At 75.3% G+C, this 16,211-nt stretch carries 11 protein-coding genes; 6 read left to right on the top strand and 5 right to left on the bottom strand.

The genetic code is table 11. The features are described from left to right. Nucleotides 1–151: 151 nt before the first annotated feature. From HCK00_RS27290 to HCK00_RS03405, 3 genes are all read right to left on the bottom strand, one after another. Nucleotides 152–4,807 carry a beta strand repeat-containing protein gene (locus HCK00_RS27290; RefSeq protein WP_168100225.1) on the bottom strand — a complete coding sequence of 1,552 codons (4,656 nt, stop codon included), beginning with the start codon at nt 4,805–4,807 and terminating at the stop codon, nt 152–154. Nucleotides 4,808–5,304: 497 nt separating this feature from the next. After that, nucleotides 5,305–6,369 carry a hypothetical protein gene (locus tag HCK00_RS03410; protein ID WP_168100224.1) on the bottom strand — a complete coding sequence of 355 codons (1,065 nt, stop codon included), beginning with the start codon at nt 6,367–6,369 and terminating at the stop codon, nt 5,305–5,307. Next, a complete protein-coding gene (locus HCK00_RS03405; protein ID WP_168100223.1) occupies nt 6,366–7,082 on the bottom strand; it encodes a hypothetical protein in 717 nt (238 codons plus the stop codon). Before HCK00_RS03405 ends, HCK00_RS03410 begins: the two co-directional genes overlap by 4 nt. Nucleotides 7,083–7,819: 737 nt before the next feature. Between HCK00_RS03405 and HCK00_RS28360 the strand changes: the two genes are divergently transcribed. From HCK00_RS28360 to HCK00_RS03385, 4 genes are all read left to right on the top strand, one after another. Beyond that, complete coding sequence (locus HCK00_RS28360) at nt 7,820–8,743, top strand: peptidoglycan-binding domain-containing protein (RefSeq protein WP_168100222.1); 924 nt, start codon at nt 7,820–7,822, stop codon at nt 8,741–8,743. A gap of 452 nt (nt 8,744–9,195) precedes the next feature. Further along, nucleotides 9,196–9,876 (top strand): HAD-IA family hydrolase, encoded by a 681-nt coding sequence (locus HCK00_RS03395; protein WP_168100221.1) that lies wholly within the window; start codon nt 9,196–9,198, stop codon nt 9,874–9,876. Nucleotides 9,877–10,351: 475 nt separating this feature from the next. Continuing rightward, nucleotides 10,352–11,119 (top strand): serine/threonine protein kinase, encoded by a 768-nt coding sequence (locus tag HCK00_RS03390; protein WP_168100220.1) that lies wholly within the window; start codon nt 10,352–10,354, stop codon nt 11,117–11,119. Then, nucleotides 11,116–12,654 carry a serine/threonine-protein kinase gene (locus tag HCK00_RS03385; protein ID WP_168100219.1) on the top strand — a complete coding sequence of 513 codons (1,539 nt, stop codon included), beginning with the start codon at nt 11,116–11,118 and terminating at the stop codon, nt 12,652–12,654. The genes HCK00_RS03390 and HCK00_RS03385 overlap by 4 nt, the downstream gene beginning before the upstream one ends. Nucleotides 12,655–12,721: 67 nt before the next feature. Here the strand turns inward: HCK00_RS03385 and HCK00_RS03380 are convergent, their stop codons facing one another. Further along, nucleotides 12,722–13,141 carry a winged helix-turn-helix transcriptional regulator gene (locus HCK00_RS03380; protein WP_168100218.1) on the bottom strand — a complete coding sequence of 140 codons (420 nt, stop codon included), beginning with the start codon at nt 13,139–13,141 and terminating at the stop codon, nt 12,722–12,724. A 131-nt stretch (nt 13,142–13,272) separates the two neighbouring features. On the opposite strand from HCK00_RS03380, the gene HCK00_RS03375 reads away from it, so the two are divergent. Both HCK00_RS03375 and HCK00_RS03370 read left to right on the top strand, forming a co-directional pair. Continuing rightward, on the top strand, nt 13,273–14,133 hold the full coding sequence (locus HCK00_RS03375) for an NAD(P)H-binding protein (protein ID WP_168100217.1): 861 nt from the start codon (nt 13,273–13,275) through the stop codon (nt 14,131–14,133). A 52-nt stretch (nt 14,134–14,185) separates the two neighbouring features. Continuing rightward, nucleotides 14,186–14,836 carry a DsbA family oxidoreductase gene (locus tag HCK00_RS03370; RefSeq protein WP_168100216.1) on the top strand — a complete coding sequence of 217 codons (651 nt, stop codon included), beginning with the start codon at nt 14,186–14,188 and terminating at the stop codon, nt 14,834–14,836. A gap of 464 nt (nt 14,837–15,300) precedes the next feature. On the opposite strand, the gene HCK00_RS03365 is transcribed toward HCK00_RS03370, so the two are convergent. Continuing rightward, nucleotides 15,301–16,170 carry an alpha/beta fold hydrolase gene (locus tag HCK00_RS03365; RefSeq protein WP_168100215.1) on the bottom strand — a complete coding sequence of 290 codons (870 nt, stop codon included), beginning with the start codon at nt 16,168–16,170 and terminating at the stop codon, nt 15,301–15,303. Between the last annotated feature and the right edge of the window lie 41 nt (nt 16,171–16,211).

Here is a 16,211-nt window from a genome sequence, read left to right as displayed (position 1 = left end):
CCGGGGCGGGCGGGTTTGTCCGGGTGTCCCGGGTGCGCGGGACGCGGCCGGGGCCCGCGCGGGGCGTGGGAGAACGGAAGGCGGGGCGCACCGGAGCGGTTCACGCTCCGGCACGCCCCGCGTGCGGTCGGGTCAGCTCAGGACGGTTCGGTCAGCAGGGCACGGTCGGCACCGGCTGGTACCGGAGCGCCGCGTTGTTGCTGGAGGGACCGTAGGACGCGTTCCCCGGGAACACGGCCCGCCAGACGCTGGTGGTGATCAGCGAGGCCGAGACCGGGACGTTGGTCAGCGTCGCGACCCCGCCGGCGTCGGTGACGGCGGTGCCGAGGATGACGGTGCCGGTGGTGGGCGTGGCCTGGAACGTCACCGTCTGGCCGGCGATCGGCAGCCCGGTGGTGGCGCTGCGCAGGGTGGCGGTGAGCACCGGGATGACGAACCCGCCGCCGGAGCAGAGCCGGATGGTGGCCGTCTGGGCGTTCAGGGTGGTCGGGACGGTGGGCTGGACCGGGTTGACGATCGCCGAGGTGGTGCCGATGGACCCGGCGAAGCAGCCGTTGCCGGCGTAGGCGGCGGTGACCACGGTGGTGCCCACCGGGAGTGCGGCCGTGGTCGCGGTCGCCACGCCACTGGCGTTGACCGGCGCGGTGATCGAGATGCCGCCGGGGCCGGGGGTGGTGAAGGTGACGTTGCCGCTGATCGTCTGCGAGCCGGAGACCGGCGGCGTGACATGGGCGGTGAAGGTCACCGTCGAGCCCTGGTTCGACGGGTTGGGGGAGACGGTGACGGTCGTGGTGGTGGGGACCTGGTTGACGGTCACCGGGGTCAGCACCGAGCTGGAGGGCAGGAGGGTGGGGTCGGTGGGCGTGTAGATCGCGACGGCCTGGTGGGTGCCCACCGTCAGCCCGCTGAAGACGGCGCTGGCCTGCCCGGAGCCGTTCACGGTCACGGTCTGGGACGGGCCGTCGGAGGTGACGACGAAGGTCACCGTCCCGGTGGTGACCGGGGTGAGCCCGGCGAGCACCGTGGCGGTCAGGGTGACGCTCTGCCCGCAGAGCGCGGGGCTGGGGTTGACGGTCAGGGTGGTGGTGGTCGCCACCGGGACGACGTAGGTGAAGTTGGTGGCGCTGGTGCCGGTGCCACCCGGGGTCGTCACCACCACCGGACCGGAACCCGTGCCGGGCGCGGTGACCGCCGTGATGCTGGTGGGACTGTTGACCACGAACGAGGTCACCGGGATCCCGTTCACCGTCACCGCCGTGGCACCCGTGAACCCGGTACCGGTGATCGTCAGTGTCGTGCCACCGGTGGTGGGACCGGAGGCTGGCGAGAAGGTGGTGACCACGGGAGCCGCGATGTAGGTGAAGTTCGTGGCGCTGGTGCCGGTGCCACCCGGGGTCGTCACCACGACCGGGCCGGAGCCCGTACCGGGCGCGGTGACCGCCGTGATGCTCGTCGGGCTGTTCACGGTGAACGAGGTCACCGGAATCCCGTTGACCGTCACCGCCGTCGCACCCGTGAACCCCGTACCCGTGATCGACAGCGTCGTGCCACCGGCCGTCGGGCCGGAGGACGGACTGAACGTCGTGACCACCGGAGCCGCGACGTAGGTGAAGTTCGTGGCACTCGTCCCCGTGCCACCCACCGTGGTCACCACCACCGGGCCGCTGCCCGTACCCGGCGCCGTGACCGCCGTGATGCTGGTGTCGCTGTTGACGGTGAACGAGGTCACGGGGATGCCGTTGACCGTCACCGCCGTCGCACCGGTGAACCCCGTACCGGTGATCGTCAGCGTCGTACCACCGGTGGTGGGGCCCGACGCCGGCGAGAAGGTGGTGACCACCGGAGCCGCGACGTAGGTGAAGTTGGTCGCGCTGGTGCCGGTGCCACCCGGGGTCGTCACCACCACCGGACCCGAACCGGTACCGGGCGCCGTGACCGCCGTGATGCTCGTCGGGCTGTTCACGGTGAACGAGGTCACCGGAATCCCGTTGACCGTCACCGCCGTCGCACCCGTGAACCCCGTACCGGTGATCGCCAGTGTCGTGCCACCAGTGGTGGGACCGGAGGCGGGCGAGAACGTCGTCACCACGGGGGCGGCGATGTAGGTGAAGTTGGTGGCGCTGGTGCCGGTACCACCCGGGGTCGTCACCACCACCGGACCGGAACCCGTGCCGGGCGCGGTGACGGCGGTGATGCTGGTGTCGCTGTTGACGGTGAACGAGGTGACGGGAATGCCGTTGACCGTCACCGCGGTCGCGCCGGTGAACCCCGTACCGGTGATCGTCAGCGTCGTGCCACCGGCCGCCGGACCCGAGGACGGAACGAACGTCGTGACGACAGGCGCCGGCACATACGTGAAGTTCGTCGCGCTGGTGCCGGTGCCACCCGGGGTCGTGACCACCACCGGACCCGAACCGGTACCGGGCGCCGTGACCGCCGTGATGCTGGTGTCACTGTTCACGGTGAACGAGGTCACGGGAATCCCGTTGACCGTCACCGCCGTCGCACCCGTGAACCCGGTACCGGTGATCGACAGCGTCGTACCACCGGCCGCCGGACCCGAGGACGGAACGAACGTCGTCACCACCGGAGCCGCGATGTACGTGAAGTTGGTGGCGCTGGTCCCCGTGCCACCGGCGGTGGTCACCACGACCGGGCCGGAGCCGGTACCGGGCGCCGTGACGGCGGTGATGCTGGTGTCACTGTTGACGGTGAACGAGGTCACCGGAATCCCGTTGACCGTCACCGCCGTCGCACCCGTGAACCCCGTACCGGTGATCGACAGCGTCGTACCACCGGCCGCCGGACCCGAGGACGGAACGAACGTCGTCACCACCGGAGCGGCGACATAGGTGAAGTTCGTGGCGCTCGTCCCCGTACCACCGACGGTCGTCACCGCCACCGGGCCGGAACCCGTACCGGGGGCCGTCACCGCCGTGATGGTCACCGGGCTGGTCACGGTGAACGAGGTCACCGGAATCCCGTTGACCGTCACCGCCGTCGCACCCGTGAACCCGGCTCCGACGATCGACAGCGTCGTACCGCCCGCCGTCGGACCCGAGGACGGTGAGAACGACACCACCAGGGGAGCCGCGACATAGGCGAAGTTCGTCGCGCTGGTCCCCGTACCACCCGGAGTGGTGACCGCGACCGGACCGGCACCCACTCCCGGCGCGGTGACCGCGGTGATGCTGGTGTCGCTGTTCACGGTGAACGAGGTCACCGGAATGCCGACCACCGTCACCGCCGTGGCACCCGTGAACCCCGTGCCCGTGATCGACAAGGTGGTGCCGCCGGTCGTCGGGCCGGTGGCCGGGGTGAACGACGTCACCGACGGAACCGGCAGGTAGGAGAAGTTCGTCGCGCTGGTTGCCGTACCACCGGGGGCCGTCACCACCACCGGGCCGGAGCCGCTGCCCGCCGCCGTCACCGCCGTGATGCTGGTGTCACTGTTCACGGTGAACGAGGTCACCGGAACACCGTTGACCGTCACCGCCGTCGCACCCGTGAACCCCGAACCGGTGATCGACAACGTCGTGCCACCCGCCGTGGGCCCGGAGGACGGCGTGAACGTCGTGAGGGTGGGAGCCGCCGCGTACGTGAAGTTCGTGGCGCTCGTGCCCGTGCCCTGCGGGGTGGTGACGACAACCGGGCCGGAGCCCGTGCCGGCCGCCGTGACCGCGGTGATGCTGGTGTCGCTGTTGACGGTGAACGAGGTCACCGGAACACCGTTGACCGTCACCGCCGTCGCACCGGTGAAGCCCGTACCGGTGATCGTCAGCGTCGTCCCGCCCGTCGTGGGCCCGGAGGACGGCGTGAACGTGGTCAGGACCGGCACCGTCAGCACCGTGACCGTGGCCGCGGTGTAGTTGGCCACCAGGATCTTGCCGTTGGGGGCGATCGCGACGCCGTACGGCACGGGGCCGGCCGCCACGTTGTAGAGCACGGCGTCGGTGGTGGTGGAGATGACGACCAGGACGTTGCCGGTGCTGTCGCTGACGTACGCGCGGCCGTCGGCGGAGATCGCCACCGCGGTCGGGGCGCCGCCGACGCTGATGGTGCTGCTCACCGTGTCGGTGGTGGTGTTGATCACCGAGACGGTGCCGTTGGAGGAGTTGGCCACGTACGCCTTGCCGGTGGTCACCGCCACCGCGGACGGCCCCGATCCGGGCGCCAGCGCGATCGTGGCCGTGACGGCGCCGGTCGAGGCGTTGATCACGGACACGTTGTCCGAGCCGCTGTTGGTGACATAGACCTTGCCGTCGGTCGCGGCCACGCCGAACGGCAGCGAGCCGACCGCGATGGGGTAACCGGCCCCGCTCACCAGCGTGTCCGTGAGCGTGTCGATCACGTAGACCTGGTTGCTGAGGAAGCCGGACACGAACGCCCGGTTGGTGCTCGCCGAGACGGCCACCCCGAAGGGGCCACTGCCGACCGGGAGCGTGATGGTGCCGGTGATCGTGTTGGTGGCGGTGTTGAGCACCGTCACGGTGCCGCTGCTGAAGTTGGTCACATAGGCCTTGCCGTCGGTCACCGCCACCCAGTTCGGCCCGATCTGGGGTGTGAGGGGGATGGTGGCGAGTACGCCGTTGGTGGTGGTGTCGATCACCGACACCGAGTTGGCGCCGTAGTTGGCGACGAACGCCCTGCCGGTGGTGGTCACGGCGATGCCGAAGGGGTTGGTGCCGACCGGGATGGTGGTCGACGACAGAACGCTCACGTCACCGGCCGCCACGGCCTGGGCGGCCTCGCGGGGTGAGAGCCCCGCAGCCTGCAGAAGTTGCTGGACGTGCCTCTCCATCTCCATGGGATCTCCCTGAGGGTCGGGGGTGCCCCGGACCCGGCCGCGGCCACCGCGCGGTAACGGTTCACCGCGGCTCGCGCGGTCCCGCGTAGCTCGGGTCCGGGCGCACAAGGAGCGGTCCGCGGCCCCTCCCCGAACCCGGGGAGAAGCCCGCCGCTCCAGACGCTCTGGTTGATCCCCATGACATAGAGGGGCATAACCGGAACAGCGTGAGAAGCATCGACCATCAGATGCATACCTCTTATATGACGCGCGGTTCCCCGCCACCCGCGGTCGCCCAGCGCACCACCCCGCCGCGGAACTGCGCCGGACGGCGCGGCGCGGGAGCCACCGCCACACCCACCACGGGTGACGCCCACGCCGGACACCGAGCACGCCGAGCACGCCGAGCACGCCGAAACCCCGGAAGCCGAGGGCTTCCGGGGTTTCCGAGGTGGACCGTTCACCGGCCCGGCACGACGAGCGGCTCGGCGCCCGCCGGTGCGGACCGCCGAGGCGCGTCAGACGCGCAGCAGCCGCTCCGTCAGATCGCGGTACTCGCGCAGCGCCGTTCGCAGCTTCTCGGTGTCGGCCGCCGGGCCGGTGCCACCGTCACCGCTGTCACCGCTGTCGGCGGCCCGGCCGTTGCCGTGCTCCCAGGAGGAACGGAGCGTGCGGCGCTGGGCGTCGAGGGCGCGGGCGATGTGCTCGGCCACCTCCTGGAAGACGGCGTCGGCCTGGCGGACCGCTTCCTCGGGGCTGTCGACGAAGCCCGTGACCGTGCGCTGGAGCCGCTCGGAGAGCTGGTCGCTCTCCCCCCGCGGCAGCAGCGGCCCGGACTGCCCGGACGCGCTCCCGTGACCACCGGTGGAGGCGCCCGTACCCGTGCCGGTGGCGCTGCCGGCGCCGTGGACGCCGGACGACTCGTCGTGGCGGGCCGCCCCCTGGCCGGTGGCGCCGCCGCTGCCGGGACGGCCGGAGCCGTCCCCGCGTCCCGTGGTGTCCAGGTACTCGGCCGCGTCCCCGTGGCCGGGGGTACCGGTGCTCCCGGATGTGCCGGGTGCGGAGCCGCCGGCGCCGGCGCCGGAGTGGCGCGGTGCGGAGCCCGCCGGGTCGCCCGGGTAGGAGGGGGCACCGGACGGAGGGGCGCCGGCCGGTGCGGCCGTGTCCCATCCGCCGTCCGCGCCGCCCGTCCGCGCCGGGGCGCCGCCGGGGGCGGAGCCCGCCGCGGGGGAGGCGGCCGGGGCGCCCGAGGTGGCCTGCCCGGCCGGGTCCGGCGGGGTCGCGATCCCCGCGGGGTCCTGGTGGCCTCCCGGGCCGCCCGGAGCGCCGGAGACCGGGACGTCCGCGCCGGCGGAACCGGGCGCGCCGGCCCCCGCGGGGACACCGCTCCCGGCACCGGCGCCGGGGGTACCGGCCGCCGCGCCGTGGCCGGTGACGCCGGGGGCGTCCGTCACCGCTCCGCCGTGCCCGGCGCCGGGCACGGGCCCGGAGGCGGCGGGTCCGGCGTCACCGGGCCGCGCACCGGCGTCTCCGTGCGCCGGGTCCGTCTCCCGCTTGTTCCGCTTGCCGGGAAGTTCCATCACGCCTCGCCCTTCGTCGTACCGGTGCCGGTGGTGCCACCGGTGGTGGTGTGGGTGGCCCCGAGGGGCCCGTGCAGACGGTCGCCGAGCTTCTGCCGGTCGTGGCCGCCGGTGGCGGCGTGCCCGGCGCGCCGTCCGGCGCCGCGCTGCTCGCCGGCCCGGTGCCGGACGTTGTCCTGCGGGTGCCCGGCGACCAGTTCCTCGAAGAGGGCGCGGGCATGGACCAGCGCCTCGCGCAGTTCCTCGGTCTCCGCCCGGCCGTCACGCGCCCGGCCCGCGACGGCGTGCACGTGGCGGTAGCCGTCGACCTGGTGGCTGTGGTGCACGGAGAGGGCCGCCACCTGCTCGTCGTGGTCGTCGGCCGGGAAGCCCCGCTCCCGGACCACCTCGCTCAGCAACTGCTCGGCCGCGGCGACCGCCTGCACCGGCGAGTCGACGAACTGCTCCTGCACTCCGGCCCAGCGGGCCACGTACTGTTCGCGGGCCTCGGCGCTCAGCGGACGCGTCCGCAGGTCGCCGTGGTGCCGCAGCCGCTCGGAGAGTTCCTTCTCCGCGGCCTTCCGGTCGCCCTGGTGACGGCTCACCGTGCGCTCGTACTCGGGTCCGAACCGGCGGCGGAGGCCGGCGCCGCTGCTCTGCAGGACACGCGGGGCGAGCACGAGTGCGAGGATGACGAGGGCCGCCACGGCCAAAATAATGATCACGCCTGTGGACATGTCGTGCCTTTCGCGGAGCTCCCCTCGAGCGAGGCTTTCATCACGGCGTGTTGCCGCCGGCCCCCGCCGCAAACGCCGTCAACCCGCCCGGCGCGCACGGAACTCCGTGGCCCGGGCGCCCCGCGGAGCCCTTGGGAGGACGGCCGTTCCTCCCGCGCCGCCCCAGCCGCGGGCCCACCCTCCCACCGGCCCGGAGTGGCTGATCGGGGGTCAGGCTGTGGGGAACATGTGGAGGTCTGGATAATCGCTCCCACTGCGAAGGAGGGGACGACATGGCGCCAGAGTGCCCGGAGTGCGGGAAGGGGCGGCGGAACGACGGCCGGCCCGGTTGCGGGTGCGCTGCGCGCGCCGTCGCCGCGGCGGCCGATTTCGACCCGCTGCGGATCCGCCCGTACGTGGAACTGCGCGAGCCCGAGGACGATCTCGGGCCGGAGGGACCTGGGGCGCGGACGGCCGAGGGAGGCCCGGCGGGCCCGGCGGACGCCACCCGCGTCATACCTCTCGGTGAGCTTCGCGGAGGAACCCCCGGGGGAGGCCCCGGGCTGAGCCCCGGAGGAGGCGGCGGGGCCGGTGGTCCGTCCGGGCCCCCGTCCGGCTCCCCCTCCGGCCGTCCGCCCGGCCCGGACCGCGCGGACGGGACCCCGGCCGCCGGCACCGCGGCCTTCCGCCCCGGGGAACCCCCGGCCGCCACCGGCTCCGCCGGCCCGGACCGGCCGGAGGGAGCCGACCCGGCCGCGGTGACGTCCGCGATCCCCCAGGTGCCCGCCACCGGGCCGCCCGCCGTCCCCGGCCCCGCCACGCCGGGCGGGCCGGAGCGCCCGGACGGGACACCGGGGCCGGACGGGACACCGGGGCCGGACGCACCGGGAACCCCGGAAGACCCGGCGGCCACCCGGCAGTTCACCCCGCTGACCCCCGTGGTCGCCGGGGCGGACCACCCCGGGCCGGCCCCACGCCCCGAGGATCTGGGCCTCTTCGCGGAGGACGCGGCCCGCTCCGGGGGGTCGTCCCCGGCGGACGGCGGACCGGCGGAGCGGCCCGGCCGCCGCCGTGCCGCCGTGGCGGCGGGGGCCGTCGCCGTGGTGGCCGCCGTCTGCGCGGGGCTGCTGGGCACGGGACTGCTCAACGGGGACGGCGCGGAGGAGGACCGCGCGGGGACGGAGGAGATCACTCTCGCCCCCACCGCCGAACTCCCGCCGTCGGGCGACCGGGAGACGGGGCCCCGCACCTCCCCCTCCGCCGCCACCGGCTCCACCGCGCCCCCGTCCTCCTCGCCGGCCGACGGCTCCACGCCCGACGCGCCGGACCCCGAAGCGACCGGCGAGCCGTCCGGCCGGGCCCCGGCGCCGCCGCCGGCCACCGCGGAGTCCGGCTCCGTCTCCGAACCCGAGGAGGAGACCGGGCCGTCGGCTCCCGAGGGGGACGAGGAGGAGGACGGCCCCGTGCTGCGGAACGGCATGTCCGGCGCGCAGGTGCTGGAGATGCAGAAGCGGCTGAACCAGGTGATCTTCTTCCGCGTGGACGAGGACGGCAGCTTCGACGACGAGGACGAAGAGGCCGTCGAGCAGTACCAGCGCTGGTACGGCGTGCGGGACGACCCCGCCGGCGTGTACGGGCCCGCGACCCGCGCCTCCCTGGAGGGCCGGACCCGGAAACCCTGACGCCCGTCGCGGACACCCCGGCCGGCCCGGGCACCTGGCCGGTCCCGGCTCCCCGTCGGTCCCGGGCGCCGGGCGGTCCCGGGTGCCGGGCGGTCCCGGCTCCCCGCGGAGGTCACCGGCGGCCACGGCCTGCCACCGCCCGCCCCGAGCGGCCCCGGCGGCCCGGCCCGGGTGGCCCTTCTCCCCGCCACCGGCCCGCACCCGGTTCCCGGGCGCGCCGGACCGCGCGCGGCCCCGTGCGCCCCGCCCCGCGCCCCTTTCCCCGCCCCCCTGCGCCGCGCCCGCCCTCCCGTGACCAACGGGAGGGCGGGCGCTCTGGCGTTCACGCCCCCGGTTTTGTATGGTTGTGGAACAAAGTGGTTCCGCCCGTTCACCCTGACCGGCGGGCGGGACCGACTTTGTCCCCGGTACAGCTCTCCGCGCCCGCAGCCCCACCCACGTCTGGAGCCCGCATGACGGCCGGCCGCCCCGTGACCCTCTCCGCCCGTGCCGTCCTGCTCGACATGGACGGCACCCTCGTCAACTCCGACGCGGTGGTGGAGCGGTGCTGGCGCCGCTGGGCGGCGGAGGTGGGCCTCGACGGGGACCACGTCATGCGGCACGCGCACGGCCGCCAGGGGCAGGCCACGATGGCGCTGCTGCTCCCCGGCCGCCCCGCGGAGCTCAACGCGGCGGACAACCGCCGGATGCTCGCCCAGGAGACCGCCGACATGGACGGTGTGGTGGCCGTCCCCGGCGCGGGCGCCTTCCTGGCCGCCCTGGCGGAGCTGCCGCACGCCCTGGTCACCTCGGCCGACGAGGGACTGGCCACGGCGCGGATGGCGGCGGCCGGGCTGACGGTGCCCCCGGTGCGGATCACCGCCGAGTGCGTGGGCGCGAGCAAGCCCGACCCGGAGGGGTTCCTCAAGGCCGCCGCCGAGCTGGGGTTCGACCCGGCCGACTGCGTGGCCTTCGAGGACTCCGAGGTCGGCATCGCGGCGGCCCGCGCCGCCGGCTGCCCCGTGGTGGGCGTCGGCGCCCGCGCGGCCGCCGGCTCCCCGACCGCCCTGGTGGACGATCTGACGGCGGTACGGATCACGGCCGGCGGCGACCGGCTGCTGCTGACCCTGCCCGTGGCGCCCGCGGAAGCGTGAGACGCGCCGGCGGCTGAAGCCGCCGCACGGAAGGCCGGCCCTCGCCCCGCCGGCCGGCCCCGGCCCCGGTGGTGCGGCCGGGAAACCCCAGGCCCCGGTCCCGCGCCCGGGGAACCCCCGGGCCCTCCCCGTGGCTCCGGGACGGACGCGCGGCCGTCTCCCGCGCCGCCTGCCCGGCCCCGCACCCCGGCGCCGGGAAGCCCCGGCCACCGGCAGGAGCGGACCCTTCCACCCCCGCCCGGCCGTGAACCGGCCGCCCGATATGGCGCGTTCACGGCTGGCGGGCGGCGGCCAAGCCTTCTACAGTGCGCCCTGGACCGCCCCGGGACACGGGGCCCACGCCCGCCGGCGGTCCCGCGCCTCACGTACCCGGCTCCCGCCGGTGCGGCACCGGCGGGACGGAAGCGGGAGCCGCGCGGCGCGCGGCCCCGGAGCGGCACACCGGGGCCGTCAGGGGAACCACCGGGAGAGACAGTTGGAGACAGTGCTGGTGCACCTGCCGGCGACCCCCGCCGGGGAGGCCCGCACGCTGTCGCTGCTCCCGGGGGAGCTGGCCCGCTTCGGCCGGGGCATCCCGCAGTATCCGGTGGACATCGCGCTGCCCGACCCGGCGGTGCCCCGGCTCGCCGGGGAGATCCTGGCCGTCGACACCCACTGGCAGCTCAGCAATCTCAGCGCCGGCGCCGGACTGCTGGTGGAGAATCCCGAGGGCGCCGGGGAGTTCATCCGCGTCTCCCCCGGGCGGCTGGCCGCGCCCATCCCGTTCGAATTCAGCCGTGTCGTGCTGGCGACCGCCACCGGGACCATCGGCTTCCAGGTCTATGCCCCCCACCACACCTACGTGGAGGGCGGTGCGGAGGGCGCGGGGCACGGGCACCGCACCCGCGCCGCGTTCTCCCTCGACACCGGCGCCACCTATTTCAAGGTGCTGGTGGCGCTCTGCGAGCCCCGGCTGCGGGACGCCTCCACCGTCGGCGTCCCCACCACGGCCAACGTCGTCGCCCGGCTCCGGGCGCACCCGGACCACGCCCGCATCACCCCGAGCGCCGTGGACTTCCACATCGACTACCTCGCCGGGACCAAGCTCCGCCTCAGGCCGCCGTCGGACCCGGACGCCACCGGGGCCAGCTGGAAACGCGAGACGCTGGTGTCGACCGCGGTGCGCTTCGGGCTCGTCGGCGAGGAGCATCTGTCCCTGCTGCCGGCGCGGCGGCCCGCCGCCGCCCCGGAGACCTCCCGATGACCGGGGGGACCGGGGAGGCTCCGGACCGGCCCGGCTCCGCCCCGGAGCCCGCCCCGGGCGGAACGCCCGCGCCGGATGACACGGGCTGGGCGCTCTCCGTGCCCCGGGGGTACCGGGTGGGGGCCTGGGAGGTCACCGCGCCCGTCGCGGCCGGCAACTGGGGCAGCGTCTACGCGGCGCGCCGGAGCCCGCCCGCGGACGCCCCGCCCGCCGGGGAGGACCAGGTCCCGGCCGGCGGGGACCGCGGGGACGCACGGAACGGGACCGGCGAGGGTTCCGCCGCGCCGGCCACCGCGGCTCTGAAGTTCATCGCCACCACCGCCCTCGGCCCGGGCCGCTCCCATGAGCTGCGCAAACTCGCCGAGAAGGAGGCGGAGTTCAGCCGCCGGGCGGCTCATGACCGGCTCATCCGGGTCCTGGAGACCCATGTCGTGACCGACGCGGACCGGCCCCGGCTGGACGGCGCCGTCGTCCTGGTGATGGAGCGGGCCGCGCACAGCGTGCAGGATCTGCTCGACTCCGCCGCCGGCGCCGGTCCGCTCCCTCAGGCCGGCCGGATCGTGACCCAGATCTGCGAGGGTCTGGCCCACCTCCACGCGGCGGGATGGGTGCACGCGGACCTGAAGCCCGCCAACGTCCTGATCATGGACGACGGTTCGGTGCGCCTGGCCGACTTCGGCCTGGTCTCCCGGATGGACGGCACCCACGGCTACGCCCCGCCGCTGGGTTCGCCCGACTACCTCCCGCCCGAACGCTGGCGGGACAGCCTCGGGGAGCACGGGGTCACGGTCCGCCCGACCGCCGACATCTGGGCCCTCGGCGTCACCGCGCACCAGATCCTCACCGGCGGGCATCTGCCGTTCCCGGGAGCCACCGCCGGGGCCCGCACGGCGGCCGCGCAGGAGTACGCCGCGGGCAGGGCGCCCCTGCGTCCGCACCCCGCCCTCGGCGACGGCTGGCGGGACTTCGTCACCCGCTGCCTCGCCCCCGACCACGCCTCCCGGGCCGCGGGCACCGCCGGGGACCTCGCCGGCCAGGCCCGTGGCCTCTCCGCCGCGGGCCCCGCCGGCCGCAGGCCGCTCTCCCGGCGGTCGGTGCTCACCGCCGCCACGGCCGCGGTCGTCCTGGGCGCGGGGGCCGGCGGCGGCTGGTGGCTGACGGGACGGGAGGACACCGGCGAGGAGCGGCCCACCGCCCGGATCACCGTGTACAACGTCGAGACGGCGTGCCGGACCCGCGCCGACGAACGGCTGCGCGCGTGCAGCATGGGGCTGGCCCTGGACCCGTGGAGGAAGTACGAGGCGGGCAACGTCTCCGAACACCGGATCCACCACGACGACGTGCTGACGGCCGACTGCGTGGTGTACGACGGCGACCGCGTGGCCGACGAGACCGGGGTGGGCACGCGGCGCTGGTACCGCGTGGCGGTCGCCCGGGAGCCGTCCGGGTACGCCTGGTTCCCCGCCGTGCGCACCAAGGAGGAGCCCACCTCCCTGCCCACCTGCGCGGCGCGCCCGTCGCCGAGCCGCTCCTGAGCCGGCCCCGGGGAGCGGCGGAACGGCCGTGGGCGCCCCGGCGCCCACCGGGGCCGGCGAACGCCTGTCAGCGTGCGGGCCGCGCCCGGGCCACCGCTGCGGTGTGCGATTCCTGGGAGGCGAGGACCGCGGGCATGCTGGCCTCGATGTGGCCGATGAAAGCCAGGAGATGGTCGGCGGTGGTCTCCCCCAGGGGCGTCAGGGAGTAGCTGACGCTCGGGGGCATCGCGGCGAGGACCTCACGGCTGACGAAGCCGTCCCGCTCCAGGGCCTGGAGCGTCTGGGCGAGCATCTTCTCGCTGACTCCGTCGATGCGCCGGCGCAGGGCGTTGAAGCGCGCGGGCCCCTTGCGCAGGCCGGCGAGGACCAGGACGCCCCAGCGGCCCGTGAGGTGATCCAGGACCTGACGGGAGGGGCACTGCTTGGCGAAGACGTCGAACTCCAGCGCGGCCGCTCGGCGCTCGTCCTCGGCGGACAGCTCGTTCATGGGGACCTCCTCATGCTGCACGGTACCTTCCGGCGCGGCACGGCGTAAAAGTTGGCACTAACTAATGGTTAGCGTACGCTGAGGAATCCGGGCCGCCGCCCGGCCTGTCTCGGCACATGAAGGAATCAGCCATGATCGTTGTCACCGGCGCCACCGGACACTTCGGCCGCCAGGTCATCGTCCACCTGCTCCGGCGCGGGACACCCGCCGACCGGATCGCCGCCGCGGTGCGCACCCCCGCCAAGGCGGCGGACCTCGCCGAACGGGGTGTCGAGATCCGTCTGGCCGACTACGACCGGCCCGAGACCCTGCTCCCCGCCTTCACCGGCGCCGACAAGCTCCTCCTCGTCTCCTCGACCGGCCCGGACGACGCGCGGATCACCCAGCACCGCGCGGCTGTCGAGGCCGCGGCCGAGGCCGGTGCCGGGCTGCTCGCCTACACGTCGGTGGCCGGAGCACCCACCAATCCGCTGGGCCTGGCGCGCGTGCACCGCGACACCGAGCAGGCCGTCGCCGGCTCCGGTCTGCCCGCGGTGCTGTTGCGCAACGGCTGGTACACCGAGAACTACACCGCGGCGCTCCCCGGGGCCGTCGAGCGCGGCACCCTCGTGGGCAGCGCGGGCCAGGGGCGGATCGCCTCCGCCGCCCGCGCGGACCTCGCCGAGGCCGCCGCCGAGGTCCTCACCCGTGACGACCAGGCCGGAAAGGTCTACGAGCTCACCGGGGACACCACCTGGTCGCTGCCGGAACTGGCCGCCGAGGCCGCCGCGCGGTCCGGCAGGCCGGTCACCTACACGGACCTGCCCGCCGAGCGGTACCGGCAGATCCTCGCCGAGGCGGGGCTGCCCGGCTTCGTCGCCGAGCTCATCGTCGATGCCGACGTGCAGGTCTCCCGCGGCGCGCTGGCCGGCGTCACCGCCGACCTGAGCGGGCTCCTGGGACGGCCCGCCACCCCGCTGTCCGCCGTCGTCGCCCAGGCCCTCGCGGCCTGACAGCCCTCACGGGGCACCGCCTGCCCCCGCGGACACAAGGAACGGAACCGTCATGCGCGTAGACATCTGGGTCGACGTCATCTGCCCCTGGTGCTATATCGGCACCGCCCGCTTCGGGAAGGCACTGGCCGGCTTCGCCCACCGCGACCAGGTCGAGGTCGTCCACCGCTCGTTCGAACTCGACCCCACCCGCGACAGGACGCACGTGGAGCCGGTGCGGACGATGCTGGCGGACACGTTCGGCCCCCAGGGCCCCGCCATGGAACAGCAGGTCGCGGCCACGGCGGCCGCCGAAGGGCTCGCCTACCGGACCGACCGCGAGGTCGGCAGCACCCTCGACGCCCACCGCCTCCTGCACCTCGCCGGGGCCCGCGGTCACCGGAGCCGGCTGCTGAACCTGCTCTTCGAAGCCAACTTCGCCGAGGCACGGAGCATCTTCACCCCGGAGTCACTCCTCGGCCTCGCCCTCACGGCCGGACTCGACGAGGCCGAGGCGCGCGGTGTCCTGGACGACCCCGGCGCCCACCTCGACGCCGTACGCGCCGACGAACGGGAGGCCGCCCGCCTCGGAGCGACCGGCGTTCCCTTCTTCGTCATCGACCACCGGTACGCCGTCTCCGGGAGCCGCCCGGCCGAAGCCTTCGCGGAGGCGCTGGACACCGCGTGGAGCGGGCGCCCACCCACCGGGGACGCACCGGCGTGAACCCCGGGCGGTCCCGGCCGCGGGTGCTCCCCCGTCCCCGGGCCGGCCGCCACCGCCGCCGTGCGGGACGGTCATGGGCCGACCCCCGTCAGGCCCAGGACCGTCCCCGGCCGGTGTCACCGCCGCGCGGGCCGGTGCGCGGGTGCGCCGGCACCCGCCGCGGGAGGGCCCGCGGGGCGGCTCGTCCCCCGTCCGGTGCGGCCCCGTCCGGCCGGCCCCGCCCGGTCCGAGGGGCCCGGCACGGATGGGGTCCTCCCCGTCGGGGACCCACCTTAGGGACGGGCCGCCGGGGCGCGGCACCTGTGAGTTCGCAGGGTCCCCGGCCGGCCCGGGGGGCCGGGGCGGGCCCGGGCGGGGGACGAGCCGGCCGCGACGGCGGGACCGCTCGCCGTCCCGGCGGCGTGCGCCCCCGGGCGGTCAGCGGCCCCGCGTCCCGGCACGCGGGCGCGCGGGACGGTCGCCGGTCACTCGCCGAAGAAGTCCCCCAGGGCGGCGGCGAGCGGTCCGGGAGCCTCCTCGGCCATGTGATGACCGGAGCCGATGCCGTGGCCGCGCACGGCGTCCGCCCGCTCCATCCAGTCCCGCCAGATCGCGACCGGGTCGCCGTGGAGCTCTTCGAGGTCGTCCCGGAGGGACCACAGCACCAGGGCGGGGCAGCCGACACGCCGTCCGGCGGCGCGGTCGGCCTCCTCGTGGCGCCGGTCGACGGTGAGCCCCGCCCGGTAGTCCTCCAGCATGGCGCGGACGACCTCCGGGTTCCGGACGGCCGCGCGCCACTCCTCGTGGTTCTCCCGGCCCATGACCTCCGGGTCGCCGTGGTACCAGCCGTCGGGGTCGGCGGTGATGACGCGTTCGGGAATCCCGGGCCGGGCGAAGAAGAACCAGTGCCACCACCGGGTGGCGAACTCGGGGGTGATGCGCGCCAGATGTTCGCTCAGGGGCAGGGCGTCCAGGAACGCCACGCGGGAGACCGCCCCGGGGTGGTCGAGGGCGAGGCGCAGCGCGACGGGGCCGCCGCGGTCGTGCCCGGCGACGCCGTACCGCGCGTGCCCCAGCGCGCGCATGACCTGCGCGAGGTCCCCGGCCACGGCGCGCTTGGAGTGCGCGGAGTGGTCGGCCGCGGGCGCCGGCCCCCGGGAGCGGCCGTAACCGCGCAGGTCGGGGCAGACGACCGTGAACCCGCGGGCCACCAGGGACGGGGCGACGCGGTGCCAGGTCGCGGAGGTTCTGGGGTGGCCGTGGAGGAGGAGCACGGGCGGCCCCTGCCCGCCGTGGCGGACGGCGATGGACGCCTCGCCGGTACGGATCACCACGTCTTCGAACTGTTCGAACATCGCCTCAGCATTCCGTACCCGCCGGGGCCCGGAAAAGGGCG

It is taken from the genome of Streptomyces zingiberis (assembly GCF_012034935.1).
GTDB lineage: Bacteria > Actinomycetota > Actinomycetes > Streptomycetales > Streptomycetaceae > Streptomyces > Streptomyces zingiberis.
This window is presented reverse-complemented; position numbering and strand designations above follow the sequence as displayed.